Origin of the sequence: Neobacillus niacini, assembly GCF_030817695.1 — a bacterium.
Lineage (GTDB): Bacteria > Bacillota > Bacilli > Bacillales > Cytobacillaceae > Neobacillus > Neobacillus niacini_F.
The window spans coordinates 878,042-892,289 of sequence record NZ_JAUSZQ010000002.1 but is presented as its reverse complement, the minus strand read 5'-3'; the positions used below and the strand labels follow the sequence as shown (position 1 = coordinate 892,289).

At 37.9% G+C, this 14,248-nt stretch carries 11 protein-coding genes; 2 read left to right on the top strand and 9 right to left on the bottom strand.

Going from position 1 to position 14,248, the window contains the following annotated elements:
• Positions 1-85: 85 nt before the first annotated feature.
• The 3 genes from QFZ28_RS04625 to QFZ28_RS04615 all read right to left on the bottom strand — a co-directional run bounded on the left by QFZ28_RS04625 (position 86) and on the right by QFZ28_RS04615 (position 3,752).
• The gene (locus QFZ28_RS04625) at positions 86-1,159 is read right to left on the bottom strand and encodes a response regulator transcription factor (protein WP_307193568.1); all 1,074 of its coding nucleotides are present in this window, start codon (positions 1,157-1,159) and stop codon (positions 86-88) included.
• Complete coding sequence (locus QFZ28_RS04620) at positions 1,156-2,943, bottom strand: sensor histidine kinase (RefSeq protein WP_307193567.1); 1,788 nt, start codon at positions 2,941-2,943, stop codon at positions 1,156-1,158. The genes QFZ28_RS04625 and QFZ28_RS04620 overlap by 4 nt, the downstream gene beginning before the upstream one ends.
• Positions 2,944-3,026: 83 nt before the next feature.
• The gene (locus QFZ28_RS04615) at positions 3,027-3,752 is read right to left on the bottom strand and encodes a MurR/RpiR family transcriptional regulator (protein ID WP_307193566.1); all 726 of its coding nucleotides are present in this window, start codon (positions 3,750-3,752) and stop codon (positions 3,027-3,029) included.
• A gap of 191 nt (positions 3,753-3,943) precedes the next feature.
• Between QFZ28_RS04615 and QFZ28_RS04610 the strand changes: the two genes are divergently transcribed.
• Positions 3,944-5,272 carry a 6-phospho-beta-glucosidase gene (locus QFZ28_RS04610; RefSeq protein ID WP_307193565.1) on the top strand — a complete coding sequence of 443 codons (1,329 nt, stop codon included), beginning with the start codon at positions 3,944-3,946 and terminating at the stop codon, positions 5,270-5,272.
• 72 nt (positions 5,273-5,344) lie between these two features.
• On the opposite strand, the gene QFZ28_RS04605 is transcribed toward QFZ28_RS04610, so the two are convergent.
• The 6 genes from QFZ28_RS04605 to QFZ28_RS04580 all read right to left on the bottom strand — a co-directional run bounded on the left by QFZ28_RS04605 (position 5,345) and on the right by QFZ28_RS04580 (position 12,735).
• Complete coding sequence (locus QFZ28_RS04605) at positions 5,345-6,202, bottom strand: creatininase family protein (protein ID WP_307193564.1); 858 nt, start codon at positions 6,200-6,202, stop codon at positions 5,345-5,347.
• Positions 6,203-6,240: 38 nt separating this feature from the next.
• Complete coding sequence (locus QFZ28_RS04600; RefSeq protein ID WP_307193563.1) at positions 6,241-7,605, bottom strand: MFS transporter; 1,365 nt, start codon at positions 7,603-7,605, stop codon at positions 6,241-6,243.
• A 196-nt stretch (positions 7,606-7,801) separates the two neighbouring features.
• Positions 7,802-8,554 carry a helix-turn-helix transcriptional regulator gene (locus tag QFZ28_RS04595; protein WP_307193562.1) on the bottom strand — a complete coding sequence of 251 codons (753 nt, stop codon included), beginning with the start codon at positions 8,552-8,554 and terminating at the stop codon, positions 7,802-7,804.
• Positions 8,555-9,476: 922 nt separating this feature from the next.
• Complete coding sequence (locus QFZ28_RS04590; protein WP_373428114.1) at positions 9,477-10,853, bottom strand: MFS transporter; 1,377 nt, start codon at positions 10,851-10,853, stop codon at positions 9,477-9,479.
• 152 nt (positions 10,854-11,005) lie between these two features.
• The gene (gene deoD / locus QFZ28_RS04585) at positions 11,006-11,725 is read right to left on the bottom strand and encodes a purine-nucleoside phosphorylase (RefSeq protein WP_307193560.1); all 720 of its coding nucleotides are present in this window, start codon (positions 11,723-11,725) and stop codon (positions 11,006-11,008) included.
• Positions 11,726-12,000: 275 nt separating this feature from the next.
• Positions 12,001-12,735, bottom strand: a complete 735-nt coding sequence (locus tag QFZ28_RS04580; protein ID WP_307193559.1) for a GntR family transcriptional regulator — start codon at positions 12,733-12,735, stop codon at positions 12,001-12,003.
• Between the two features lie 337 nt (positions 12,736-13,072).
• Here QFZ28_RS04580 and QFZ28_RS04575 point away from each other — a divergent pair, with 337 nt between their 5' ends.
• The gene (locus QFZ28_RS04575) at positions 13,073-14,053 is read left to right on the top strand and encodes an SMP-30/gluconolactonase/LRE family protein (protein ID WP_373428042.1); all 981 of its coding nucleotides are present in this window, start codon (positions 13,073-13,075) and stop codon (positions 14,051-14,053) included.
• Positions 14,054-14,248 lie beyond the last annotated feature (195 nt).

Genomic DNA, 14,248 nt, shown 5'->3' with positions numbered 1-14,248 from the left:
TGATTAATAATAAGCTCATACCTAATATTAATCATTTATTAGTAACCTGAAAATTGAAAATATTAGCGCTTACATTTGGACTTTTTTAACCTTGCCTCATTTCACCCGGAGAAATTTTAAAGTATTTTTTAAATACACGGTAAAAATACGTGACATCCTCATAGCCAACCATGGCCGCAATACTCTTGATTTGCAGTTCATTATCCTCTAGTAACTTCCTAGCCTGTTCCATGCGCCGGCCAACGATATATTCTGTGATATTACATTGATACATACTTTTAAAGGCTTTACTTAAATACTCTTTACTTACGAAAAACTTGTTAGCTAAAACCTCCAATGAAAGATGTGAATCGGTAAAATTCCGATCCATATATTCTTTTATTTCCTCCAAATCTACTCTACTTTTCTTTTTTTTCAAATGGAGCATATACTCGATATAGCTTTTTCCAAGAACCATATGTTTCTTTATGATGGAATCAAGCGTATGGCCGCTTTCATTCATCAGGTCTTTATTCTGTTCAAACACTACTAAGACATCGCAGTTATTTTTGATGATTTGTTCTTCTAATAGTAAAAGAATTTCATGTTCAATTTTAGCCAGGACACTAGTGTCAAGACCTTCCACTTTTTGCAGTACGCTGGAAAAACGCTGCATACTGTTTTCAAAACCTTCCAGGTTTAATTCGTCCAAAAAAGACGTGATGGTTTTTTTATACTCTAAGATCACAGCAGAGAGATCCTTGCTCACAAACGAAAGCGACTTTTTTAATTGAAACCTTAATTCATTTTTCACTTCATTTGTACACTTTTCTAGAGCAAGATTTAATTCCCTGGCATTAATCGGTTTCAGTAAATATTCATTCACTTTGGAAAGGATGGCCTGTCGCATATAATTAAAGTCGTCATAACCACTCGCCACGATAAGCTTTATCTGTGGGTACCGTTCTGCCACGATTCGAAGTAATTCCCGGCCATCAATACCTGGCATTTTCATATCTGTGATAACAATATCCGGTGACATTTGTTCAATGAAGCTTAACGCCTCTTGTCCATCAGCGGCTTCCCCCATTATTTGGATTCCGTACTGCTCCCAATGACCAAACTCTTTTATGGTTTCACGTGTCCATTTCTCATCATCCACAATTAATACCTTAATCATGCTGTAGCCTCCCTTGTCATCCTAGCAGGAAATCGAATAATGACTTGTGTCCCTTTTCCAACTTCACTTGAAATATCAAAATATGAATCTATACCGAAATAAAACTCAACCCTTGCAGCAACATTTAAAATGCCGATGCTGCCTTTGGTTTTTAAAGGCTGTGATTGATGATGTATTTGCTGTTGCAGTTCTGACAATCGGTCTTCCGGTATCCCCATACCATTGTCTGAAATAATCATTTCAAGCTCATCAAAAACCTTTTGGACCTCAATCGATAATTTCCAGGTTCCCGTTTTTTGCTCAAATCCATGAATAAAAGCATTTTCCACTATAGGCTGAATCATCAGCATAGGAATCATATACTCTTCTGTTCCTTCTTCTACGAAAATATCAATTTCTACTTTCCCTTCAAAACGTTGCTCTTGAATAAAGAGGTAATTTTTAATATGCTCGATTTCATCGGCGATTTTGACCAAATCTCCTTGCTTCCCTGTAATGTAGCGAAACATATCACTTAGTGCACCAATGATTAAATAAATATTCGTGGTTTTACGAGCAACGGCCATTCCGCCCACTAATTGGAGTGTATTGTATAAAAAGTGAGGGTTAATTTGTGCTTGTAATGCCTTAAACTGAGCTTCTTTCGTAGCAATTTCACTTTTATACTCTTTATCTATCAACTCTTTTATTCGATAAACCATGGCGGTGAAATTCTTTTCCAGCAGCCCAATTTCGTCATTTCGGTCTGTTTTTATGTGCACATCAAAGTTATTTCCGCCAACTTCCTTCATGGCATCCACTAATTGAATAATTGGCTTAGTGGTTTTCAATGACATATAAATGGATAAAAGAACCGTAATAATGATAGAAATAATACTAATCATGATTCCATAGACAAAAGTCTTTGTTACGCCGTCCATAATGATCGTCATTGGAATTATTTTCATGATTGTTACCTGACTGTTAAAAGCCTTTTTGAAAAAAACATAATGACTATCCGTTTTTAAGTAGTTTTCATTTTCACTAGTATTGATTTGTTCGAAGAGTTGGTCCGTATTTACAGTTGGTTTGTCTTTCCCGTTAGGGTTATAAATGATTTGCCCCTCTTTGTTTAGTAAGTAAACGGAGCTTTCTTGTTCGGTTTTCAACATTTCAATCACACTGTCGACGACATTCCAGTTAATGTCAATCGAAATCCCCCCGACGATTTCACGATCCTCAAATCGTATAATGCTCCGAGTCAGAGAGAAATTTTGTTGTGGCAGCCCACTATTAAAAACATAATGAGGACTAACTCTTAATTCCCCCCAGTTTGTCCCCTTCACATTGGATATACTTGACAAAAGGAATTCATCTTCTTTTAACATATATACTTTTTGAGTTTCCTTCGCATAGATCGAAATACTATCAATATAGTCATTGCGATAATAGGTAGAGTACAATTTGTCCTGGATATAATCGAGGGTATTATAATCCATTGGAGTATCTCCCTCACCGCTTTTGCTAATACTTGGTATTAATTTTTCATCAAGCAGACTCGAAAACAAGAGTTTATCACTTTCATTTAATTTCTCATCGATATACTTCCCCGCTAAAATAATTCTCGACTCATTGGAAGTTACCACTTCTCTTTCATAATTTCGCTGCGAAACATTAATCGAAAAGACAATTAAAATAAGTAAAGGCAGAATCATCGCCAAAAGCATTAAAACCATTAACTTATAACGAATACTGCTCTTAAACGTAAGCAAAACATTCTGAAAAATCCTTTTAACTTTCAACATAACGCTCCTTTCCTCCAGACCATAGGGACGGTTCTCGCGGTTTCATAATGGGTAAATCTGGACAAAAAAGCATGAGAACCGTCCTATTCTGAGAGTTTGTTAACTTCCCGAGCGGTTTCTTCCAGTATGTAGACGACCGGTATTTGGGTGGTGATGTTTGAGTTTTTGTACCATTCTTCGGTGACGTAATAGGATATGTTGATGTCCGAGATTTTTGCGATGGTACTATGTTTGTTATTGGTAATACTAATAATTTTGCTGCCTTTTTCTTTAAGCTGATTTAAGTGGGCAATCGTAAAACCATTTTCCCCATTTACGGATAAAGCAATGGTTGTACTATTGTGAAGATAATTGGCATGGATTGGAATATAAGGATCCTTCACATACATAGAAAACTTTCCTAAGCTTGAAAAATATCTTGCACCATATTCCGCTAAAATTCCTGAACTTCCGGAACCGATAAAAATAAGGTTATCAGATTTCACAATCATTGTCGCTGCTTGTTTGATTGCCTCATCAAGGTTCCCCTTTAAGGTCCTTTCCACAAATTCTGAAAGGCTGTACTGCGTACTTTTAATATTCCTCTCTTCACTTTCATCTAAATAAAGCTTTAATTTCACTTTAAATTCCGTAAATCCTTCACACTTTAATTTTCGGCAAAAACGGAGAATGGTAGATGTAGAGACATGCGTTACATCTGCCAAATCTCGAATTCGCATGTAAATGACCTTCTCACTATTTTTACAGATGTAGTCGTATAAAGAAGTTTCTAGCTCATTAAAGGTAGCAATGATTTCACTTGAGAACATGGTTTGGCGCCCTCCTAAATCTCTTTGGAAGTATCATATCACATTTTGTTGGAACAACGTGTTACTCATTTGTAACACGTTGCTTTCCATAACACCCTTGCCTAAATCCCTCAGGGTCATTTACTCCATCCCCCTCACCCAATAGAATGAAATGGAGAAAAGAAAAACTAAATTACTGGAGGTTTTCCTAAATGTCAAAAGGCGTTAAAATCGTAACAATTGGCGGAGGATCTAGTTATACACCTGAGTTAGTAGAGGGTTTTATTAAACGATATGATGAGTTACCAGTGAGAGAGCTTTGGTTAGTTGATATTGAAGCGGGAAAAGAAAAATTAGAGATTGTTGGTAATCTTGCAAAACGGATGGTGGCAAAAGCAGGTCTTCCAATTGAAGTCCATTTAACATTGGATCGAAGAGAAGCATTAAAGGGCGCAGACTTTGTTACCACTCAATTTCGTGTTGGACTTTTAGAAGCGCGTGCAAAGGATGAGAAAATCCCATTAAAATACAATGTGATCGGTCAGGAAACAAATGGACCAGGCGGTTTATTCAAAGGCCTTCGTACCATCCCTGTTATTCTTGAAATCTGTAAAGATATCGAAGAGCTTTGCCCGGAAGCATGGCTAGTCAACTTCACAAACCCTGCCGGAATGGTAACAGAATCGATTCTACGTTACAGTAACATTAAAAAGGTAGTCGGCTTATGTAACGTGCCAATTGGCATGCGCATGGGGATTGCAAAATCATTGAATGTAGAGCCAGAGCGTGTTCAGGTGAACTTTGCTGGTCTAAACCATATGGTATACGGCCTTGATACATTCGTAGATGGAGTAAGCGTACAAGAGCAAGTGATTGAAGCGATGGCAAATCCAGACAATGCGTTAACGATGAAGAACATTTCTGGTCTTTCATGGGAGCCTGACTTTATCCGTGGATTAGGGGTCATCCCATGTGGATACCATCGTTACTACTATAAAACAGATGAAATGCTGCAAGAGGAAGTAGAAAAGGCAGAAACTGAAGGAACTCGCGCAGAAGTCGTTCAACGATTAGAAAAAGAATTGTTTGAACTCTATAAAGATGAGACGCTCGATATTAAGCCTCCTCAATTAGAAAAACGCGGCGGGGCTTACTATAGTGATGCCGCTTGCAGTCTGATTAACTCTATTTACAATGACAAACGTGACATTCAACCTGTCAATACGCGCAACAACGGTGCCATTGCCAGTATTCCTGAGGACTCAGCAGTAGAGGTAAACTGTGTGATCACAAAAGACGGCCCTAAACCAATCTCCGTCGGCGACCTGCCCGTTGCAGTAAGAGGATTAGTACAACAAATCAAATCCTTCGAGCGAGTAGCAGCCGAAGCAGCGGTAACAGGTGACTACAACACAGCACTACTAGCCATGACCATCAACCCGCTCGTCCCATCTGACAAAATAGCAAAACAAATCCTAGATGAAATGCTAGAAGCACACAAAGAACACCTGCCGCAATTTTTTACGAAAATAGAAGCATAAATTTTTAACAAAAAATACAGGTGATATGCTGATTATATCACCTGTATTTTTTCATTTAGAACTTTACCGGCGTTAAACTTGTGGGGGTCTGACCCCCAAATTTGCACCGTATTTAGGAAGAATTGTATCCTTCGTATAAACATCCACTTGACGAAGTGTTTCAACGATTGACGGCATGTCCAATGCCTTTACTAGTTCATTAATTGCATGGACACCCGCCTCTGCATGTGTTTCTCTTTGTTCAGGTGTTTTCAAAAGTGGTGTAGCCATATGATCAGATGGTTCATTAAAGTAAGAGCCCACTGCGCCGGATTGGTAAGCATATTTCCCTAATAGATTACCAGGATTCTTCCCCATTCCTGCTAACATATGCCCGACATCATAGGTAACAGAATGAGATTCTGGTACATTCAACGGAACATCCTCTAATCTGCCTAAAACTTTATACGCACCAATGGTCATATCATGGAATGAATCCATCAAATTGAAATTGGCTGCTTCACCTGCTTTTATAACATCCATATACAAGATCGGCACCTTTGTTTCATCAAAGAAATCACGAACCATACCACTGACTGTCATGTGAGCTGGACCATGACTGGTAATATAGATTTGTCGTCTAAATCCTTGGTTTAGTAATGACTTGGCTATCTTATCTAAATAAGCCATTCCATCTTTTACACTCATTTGAACCGTTCCGCGTCCAACAATCGTTCCTCCTGGAAAGAAATAAGGTAAATTGTGCAATACAAGCCCATCTGACTCTTCAGCCATTTTTAAAGCAATCGCTTCAGCCAAAACCGTTTCAGAATCTAGCGGCAAAGCTCCATGAGTTTCGGTTACCCCAACTGGAACATAGATAATATCATTTCGATTTAAATACTCTTCGACTTCCCCATTCGTCAGTTTTGAAAGGAATCTAGTACGCAAAGTAAACCTCTCCTATCATTTTTGGAATCTCTTTATTATTACGAAGCTCTTCTTTCTTTTAATACCGCATACATTTCATTTGTGCTCTTTGTATTTAGGTTAAAGATTAAACCTACACCGATTAGAATGAGAATAAATGCGACAACCGGCATACCTGTGTACATTTTTAAGATCCCTTCAGCCACTTCTTGTGGTTGTGATTTTGCACCAGATACAAATCCAACCCAGCCTAACGAGTAACTTCCAACCGCTGCTCCTAATCCCATTCCTACTTTACGCGCGAAAGAATAGAGGGAATAAAGGGTTCCTTCAATTTTCTTTCCAGTTTTATACTCTGTATAATCAATACAGTCTGTAACCAATGCCCAAACAAGAATAACGAACACGGATGAACCGATTGTTGCGATATTGTATAATGCCGCAAATACATATACATTTTCAAAAGTAACAAAAGTCATTAAAGCGGATGTAACTAAACTGAATGCAGATGTAGCAAGAACCAAGTTGCGTTTATTGAACTTTGCTACAAGTTTTGGAATGACAACAAATAACACAAGGATAATTCCCATGCTAATGAAAGAGTTGATCGCAAATGCACCAGGCATATTGTAATATTCCGCAAATACATAAGCAGCTAAAGTAGCAACGCCTGAAATAATTAAGGTAGAACCGAGAGTTGCAACCATCATACCGATTAATGGTCTGTTGGAAAATGCCTCTTTAAATGCATCCTTGAAATCGTAATCGGGCTTAGCACCAACAGACTTTTCGTCACGAATACGTTCAGTTGTTAATTTTACAAGCCCAGTATAGGATAATAATGATAAAATACTAAATACAATAGCAATATAGAAGAATGCCTCCGGAACGATATTTCCAGCTTTATCATAGATGAACATTGGAACGAAAGATAAGAACCCAACTCCTACGATCATGCCGCCGATGGAACGGGCACGAGATAATTTCGTACGTTCAACAGGATCATTTGTGATAACAGAAGCTAATGAACCATATGGAATGGCATCAGCAGTATAGGCAACACAGAAGAATAGATAAGCTGCTACTACCCAAATGTGAGTCGCGGTAGATCCCCAACTAGAGATGTCTGCAAAAGCGATTAAACATGCTGCTGCTAGTATCCATTTAGAAAAGCTGATCCAAGGCAAGAATTTATCTCCACTTTTTCCTATTCTGTAACGGTCAGTAATGGTTCCCATAATTCCAGTGACAATGGCATCGAATATCTTTCCGACTAAAAACATCGTCCCCATAAAGTAAGGGCTTACACCTAAAACATACGTACAGAAGACAATAAAGAAAGAACCAATATATAAGTTAACAAAACTTCCTCCAACATCCCCCAGCATATATCCAACTTGATCTTTTACTCCAAACTTTTTCATGAATTTCCCTCCCTATTTAAATCGTTTACATTTTTATTAACTTCACTTTTTGTAAGCCCTTTCTCTACACTTCATAAGTATACATCGAATAAAATAACTACTTTTGCACTACAATTGCATTGTTTTTGCACTATAATTGCATGAAATTTTATCCAAAAAAGGTAATAGACGCAAGATTTCTCCTGCGTCTAGTTGGTCATTTCTTTCTATTCTTTTTAAACTCTACAGGGGTGATCCCTTCAATCTCTTTGAAAAATCGGGAAAAATACTGTGGGTTGCTAAACCCAACCATAATGGCAATATCAGTCATGGAAAGATTAGAAAACAGAATTAATTCTTTTGCTTCTTTTATTCTTTTCAGATTTCGATAATGACTGATGGTGATTCCTTTTTCCTTCTTAAATACACGCATCAAATGCGAAGGATGAACATGTAATTTCCCTGCCATTTCCTCCATTGAGATGTCCTCTGAAAAGTTCATTTCTATATAGTCTTCTGCCTTTTCAACAATGGTTAACTTGTTACTTTTAGATTTACGAATAGCAGGGTCGGAATACTCTCTCATCATATTTGAATGAATCATATCTAGTTCAGAAAAAGTTTCGGCATGCTCAATCATGATGGCATATTTTTCTGAGATAAAGTGGCATTGCCATGCACTTAACCCTCCCTTTTCAGCAGCATAGCTATAAAGGGTATTGTGTGACAAGAGAATATTTTTATAGGATCGAACCTTATTATTTGGAACTCTGTTAAGAATGTTTAATTGATTTCCTTGCAATTCATTAAATATGTCTTTTTCAAATTGTGCTATCGATTCTTGGTCACCAAGTTGAATCCCATGAAGTAATTTTTCCCTTAGCATATGAATCGTTTCCATGTATTCAGGAGTAAGCCCATTTCGATTTACAGATGAATTGGAAGGATCGGCTTGCTGATGTTCTTTCATCTAAAGTCCCTGCCTATTTTTTCCTAAGATTTTATTTTACTATTCTTTGCTTCTTTTTAGCTTACTATTAACCACATACTTATGAAACAGCTCACCCGTAGCATCACATCAGCCTTAAAAACCCGTCTCGTGATGGTTTTCATCTCACTTTCTTTTAAATAAGAAGTCTTGTCATAAATTGAGTATCCAACGAAAAGAAAATAAGCGGAGATTTTCCGCTTATGCAAAGCAAAATCCCCTATTTTACCATTTTTCAAGTCAAAAGGCGGAATTTTTCCGTCTATTTATCAGATTGGGTGCTTAACCTGATCCCCCAATCGATAAGAGCGGACCCTCATGCCCCTAGATGCAGGACCCAGCATCTTTTTATCGACTAGTTGAGAAAATACTTTTTTTACCGAAATGTACCTTTATTATTATACCCTTTTTTCGATAGTTTTCTTTCTACTGCGGAGCACCAAACCCTGTATTAACAGCGCGTAATGTAATTCTAATCAATCGATTAGTTAACTCCAATTCTACTAATCAATCGTTTGATTAAATAGTGAATGAACCCTTTGTTATTAGCGTTTTTGCTTGTTTTCCAGGAGAGGAACTTGTCGTAAAAAAGTGATGTTTTTTTTGATTGCCCCTTCGAACTGACAATAGAAACTAGAAAAATACCCAACCAGATAAATTTCTACTTTTGAAAATACCACTTAGACGTTTGATTAAAAGTCCCACAAACCCATTTAAGAAAGAACCTTTACTAGTTTTCTATTAAAATTATTGTCGTTAATAAAATTCCCTTTAAACCGACTGGAAATTCTCTGGATGGTACCTCTATTCTGACGATCCTTTATTGAAGGGGTATATAAAAAAGCCTCCCATAACCAAATGAGAGGCTGAAATTATTAGGTATTCATTTATATAGACTATTTTTCTACAAGTTCCCAGCAGTCATTTTCACTTTTCGTCCAACCAATACCCAGTACAGGAATAAGCTGAATGCGGTAATGAGTACGAGAACAAAAAGGATATTACTAAACACGGAAGCATCCGGATGGCTTAAATACCCAAGAATGTTGGAACGCATTGCGGAATGGTCCATCATCGCCGCAGTATAGGCAATTCCAATCGACATCGCCACATTTAGTGTTAAATTATAAAATCCAATGGCTGTCCCCGATTTATCTTTCCCAATTGTTCCAATACAGGAATCCAGCATTGGTGCGTACATGAACGCAAACGAACTCGAAAATACAATCATCGATAGAACAAAGATAATGACGGAGGTGTTTACAAAGAAACCGCCCAACAACAAACTGCCGATAATTCCAGTCATGGCAATCGTGATACATTGTCTGCTTCCCAGTACCTTTGCAATTTTTCCAGAAAGTGCTCCTACGATCGCAGCCAATAGATAAGCTGGAATCAATAATAGCGAAATCGTATCCAGCTTCAAGCCATAAAGCTTTTCAAGCAAAAATGGAAACAAGAAAATATAGGCTAATTGGACAGAATAAATCACGAAAGCAACGCCGAGTAATGAAATAAACTGTTTATTTTTAAAGAATGCTATACCAATGAATGCTCTTGAATTCTTGCTGATATAAGCAAGGAATAAAGCACCCGCGGCAACAAACACTAGAAGATAAACCCAATTGAAATCGGTAATATACAGTAGCAGGGAGGCGGCAATGCCGGCAACCAGAAATAACCCTACTACATCCACATGACTGTTTTTCGTCTCTTCCTTAGGAAGGTATTTCAGAATAAACGGAAGGGTGAAGAGAGTCACTAATGGAACTAGAAAAAGAGTTGTCCAATGAAAGTACGTAGAAACATATCCCCCCGTTAAAGCACCGATAACCTGTGATAAAGCAAAACTGCTTGTACTTAACCCCAAGAACTTCTTTTGTTCATGTACAGGCAAATGTTTGGTGACGAAGATCACATATAAGGTTTCAGCTGAAGCCAAACCTGCTGTTTGGATGATTCGTGAAACCACTACGAGTAAAAACGAATGTTGAAAAAGATAGCCCATTACAGAGCCAACACAAATTAAAATAATCCCGATGGTTAACAGCTTTCGAATACTTATAGAATCCGCCAAAGCAGCGTAAACCACCGCTCCAATTCCAATGACTAGCCCGGCTAAGGTTGCCTGCCAGCTCACTGTTGTTGCAGAAATATGAAAATCCTTTGCCATATCGGTAGAAATAATTTTAAACGAATTATCAATGATTAAACATAATAGAAATAACAGGAGCATCACAGGCACAGCTTTCTTCACACTATATTCCTGAGTTTCCGTCATGCTCGCATTTGCGCTAATGGTTGTCATTGCCGCTTCCCTCTCTTTTGGTCAATTCGATATCGTATACGTCTGGCATTTGGTCACGATTCACTGCACCACATTTACGTGACATTCTTGCCTCGTTTCGTACTCAAATGCTTATTGTCGTGCGCTTAAGCAAGTTCCAAGGCGATTTCCATCATATTTGTGAATGCGACTTGTCGTTCTTCCGGTGTCGTTTGTTCATGTCGAATCATATGATCACTTACCGTTAAAATCGTAAGTGCGTTAACCCCTGCATAAGCTGCATTCATATAAAGACCAGCCGTCTCCATTTCTGCACATAAAATCCCCATTTTGCGCCACTTTTCCACAGCTGTTTCATCAGCGTTATAAAAAATGTCGCTTGTCAGGACATTTCCAACATGAACGGGAAGTTCCTTTTGATCCGCTACCTTTTTTGCTTTTTCTAATAATGCAAAGGAGGCAATGTTAGAAAATTGGCCAGGGAGATTGTATTGATGTACGTACCGTGAATCTGTTGAAGCACCCATGGCAAAAACAATATCATATAAGTTCATATGATCCTGCATTGCGCCGCAAGTACCAATACGAATCAAGTTTTTCACACCAAATACATGGATTAGTTCCCAAGAATAAAGGCTCATACTCGGCATCCCCATTCCTGTTCCCATAACGGATATTTTTTTCCCTTTATACGTTCCTGTGTAGCCAAACATATTTCGGACAGAATTGAATTGGACTGCATCCTCTAAATAGGTTTCAGCAATGAATTTTGCTCTCAATGGATCCCCTGGCAAAAGTATCGTTTCAGCAATCTCTACCCCATTTGGTTTGATATGCGCGGTTTCTTTATGTCCGTTTGTATTCATCTGTTTTCTCTCCTTTTAATCTTTTTTGGTAGTCTTTCAAAAAAATTCCCACTTGTTTCCGCTTACAACTGATTGTATAAAACTCATCTAAAGTTAAAAAGTATTGTATAGTTGTATAAAAACTTGTATACATCACAACAATAAAAATAATAGCATACTATCATTTGGTTCACAACTACCTTGTTACTAGAAATATGTTACAAAAAAAGAAGCAATTTCCCATCCTGATTTTGATGAGAAATTGCTCCTTATTTATTGAAACCATACCACTGTCTCTATCTGGCTGCATTAATGGTTATTTGGCTAGATTCTGTTGGAATATAGAATTTATTATAAACAACAGGATATTTATCACTTATATATACACTTTCAACGATTAAATCACAATCTTTATCGTTAGGTATCTCATATTTTAGTGAAGGGATGGAATCCGAACGTTTCAATTCAATGGTCGCAGAGTTTGCAAGCTCGTATACTTTGTTGTCGATCATATCTAATAATTGTGACTCATCTTGTAAATCTAAATTTAATTCCGATACAGCTTCAATGGCCATGACTGTAAAAGCAAAGGCTACGGCTTGATCATTTCTTTTATACCAACGTTCAATGGCAACAACGGCGGTCATATTTCGATTTAGAACCTGCTTGGCGTAATCGGTTATGAGTTCAATTCGAAATTGCATTTCGACATCATCAATTTTTCCTGAAAGGCATTTATATATAGGGTTTCCGAGCTTTTCTAAGCCAGTCATGTTTTTATTATCATGAAATTTTGTAATAAAATTTCCTTTTCCATGGATATTCTTAACCAAACCATCTTCCTGCAATCGTGATAATGCATGCCGCAGTGTCATCCGACTGACGCCAAAAAGCTTGGCCAATTCCGGTTCTGTCGGGAGCCTGCTGTCAGGAGGAAAAGTTCCATCCATAATAAGTGTATACAATTTATCATAAATAACTGCAAATAATGGCCGCTTGGTTTTTTGAAGATCCTCCGGTTTAATATTCATTCTCTTACACACCTTTAAATAAACTATTGACCTTCTTATTATTAATACCAAATAAATATAAACTATTTTCCGCTCATTAATCAACTATACCACAGGGACGGTTCTCACGGTTTCCATAACGGGTAAATCTAGCCAAAAAAGCGATCGGAACCGTCCCCATAATCCTAAAACTCTTAATATAACAAAATTCACATCAATTAAATAGAAGAAAAAACTACTTATTTTTAAAAAAACTTAGGTATTTCCCTATATTATAATTGTCAAAATATTATGATAAATTAAAACGATATACAGGCTATTACCCCTGTGTGAAAATTTATAGGTTAAAAAAGGAGGAATGTATAAAGTGAAAAAAAGGACATTAGCAGTAACTGTATTACTCATACTCTCCCTTATTACGGTTACAGTGGTTGGAGCAAAATCGTTATATGTAACAAAGCCAGTGCCAAAAGAGGAAAGACATTCTATTTCCGAAATTGTCCATCCTAGCAGTCAGTGGGAAAAGGTGGCTGTCGGACGTGGATTTATGGAGGGCATTAATTTCGACCGCAGCGGGAATATTTGGATGGTCAGCCCGCCTACAGGCGAAATTATTAAGGTCGAAGACGATAAGCTTTCAATCGCAGAAACATATGCAGGGGACCTCCCTGTAGGGTCAAAGTTTCACAAGGATGGACGCCTTTTTATCACAGATGTTACTGGAAAACTTTACGCCTATGACCCTGTTACTAGAGAGCGCACCACAATTGTGGATTCTTACAATGGACAACCTTTAAATGGACTAAATGACCTCGTATTTGACCAATCTGGTGGACTTTACTTTACAGAGCCAATGGGATCCAGTGCAACGAAACCAGTAGGCCGTGTCTTCTACCTGCCGCCGAATAGTGAAGAACCAGTACTCTTTCAAGAAGGTATTGCTTATCCAAATGGGATTGCGATTTCAGCGAACGGTCAACGTGTTTATATCTCTGAATTCGCTACAAATCGAATTATCTCTGTACCTTCAAAAGAGGCGAAAGACGCGCGTGAAACACCATTTGTCTTCGGTCAATTTGAAGGCGGAATCGGTCCAGATGGCTTGGCCGTCGATACGGAGGGCAATCTTTATGTAGCCCATTTCCAAGCTGGCGAAGTTGTCGTACTTGACGCTAGTGGATTTAAATACGGTACCATTCGCCTGCCTGAGGATGCAGGGACTTTTACCACCAATCTGACTTTTCATAATGGATACCTTTATGTAACAGAGTCATTGAAAAATGAAGTCTGGCGAATTAAGGTCAAAAAGGAAGGTTTGCAGCCTTACGGGTTACAATAGCTATCAATATATTACGAACAAAATCTCTCTGATTTTCTGGGACTGACACAAAACTTGTGACAGTCCCCTATTTTTTCCTTCAAAAAAGAGAGAGACAGCTAAGGAGTATCGTCCTCGGTTATTTTGGCACCATTATTTTTATTGGTTTTCTCTTAGGATTAGCTGTCATCCAGAAGAGGCAAAATAAGCGGAGAT

Excerpts from the sequence above, each read along its gene's own strand:
- QFZ28_RS04625 (WP_307193568.1), bottom strand. The coding sequence starts at position 1,159 with ATGATTAAGGTATTAATTGTGGATGATGAGAAATGGACACGTGAAACC.
- QFZ28_RS04620 (WP_307193567.1), bottom strand. The coding sequence starts at position 2,943 with ATGTTGAAAGTTAAAAGGATTTTTCAGAATGTTTTGCTTACGTTTAAG.
- QFZ28_RS04615 (WP_307193566.1), bottom strand. The coding sequence starts at position 3,752 with ATGTTCTCAAGTGAAATCATTGCTACCTTTAATGAGCTAGAAACTTCT.
- QFZ28_RS04610 (WP_307193565.1), top strand. The coding sequence starts at position 3,944 with ATGTCAAAAGGCGTTAAAATCGTAACAATTGGCGGAGGATCTAGTTAT.
- QFZ28_RS04600 (WP_307193563.1), bottom strand. The coding sequence starts at position 7,605 with ATGAAAAAGTTTGGAGTAAAAGATCAAGTTGGATATATGCTGGGGGAT.
- QFZ28_RS04595 (WP_307193562.1), bottom strand. The coding sequence starts at position 8,554 with ATGAAAGAACATCAGCAAGCCGATCCTTCCAATTCATCTGTAAATCGA.
- QFZ28_RS04590 (WP_373428114.1), bottom strand. The coding sequence starts at position 10,853 with ATGACGGAAACTCAGGAATATAGTGTGAAGAAAGCTGTGCCTGTGATG.
- deoD (WP_307193560.1), bottom strand. The coding sequence starts at position 11,725 with ATGAATACAAACGGACATAAAGAAACCGCGCATATCAAACCAAATGGG.
- QFZ28_RS04580 (WP_307193559.1), bottom strand. The coding sequence starts at position 12,735 with ATGAATATTAAACCGGAGGATCTTCAAAAAACCAAGCGGCCATTATTT.
- QFZ28_RS04575 (WP_373428042.1), top strand. The coding sequence starts at position 13,073 with ATGTATAAAGTGAAAAAAAGGACATTAGCAGTAACTGTATTACTCATA.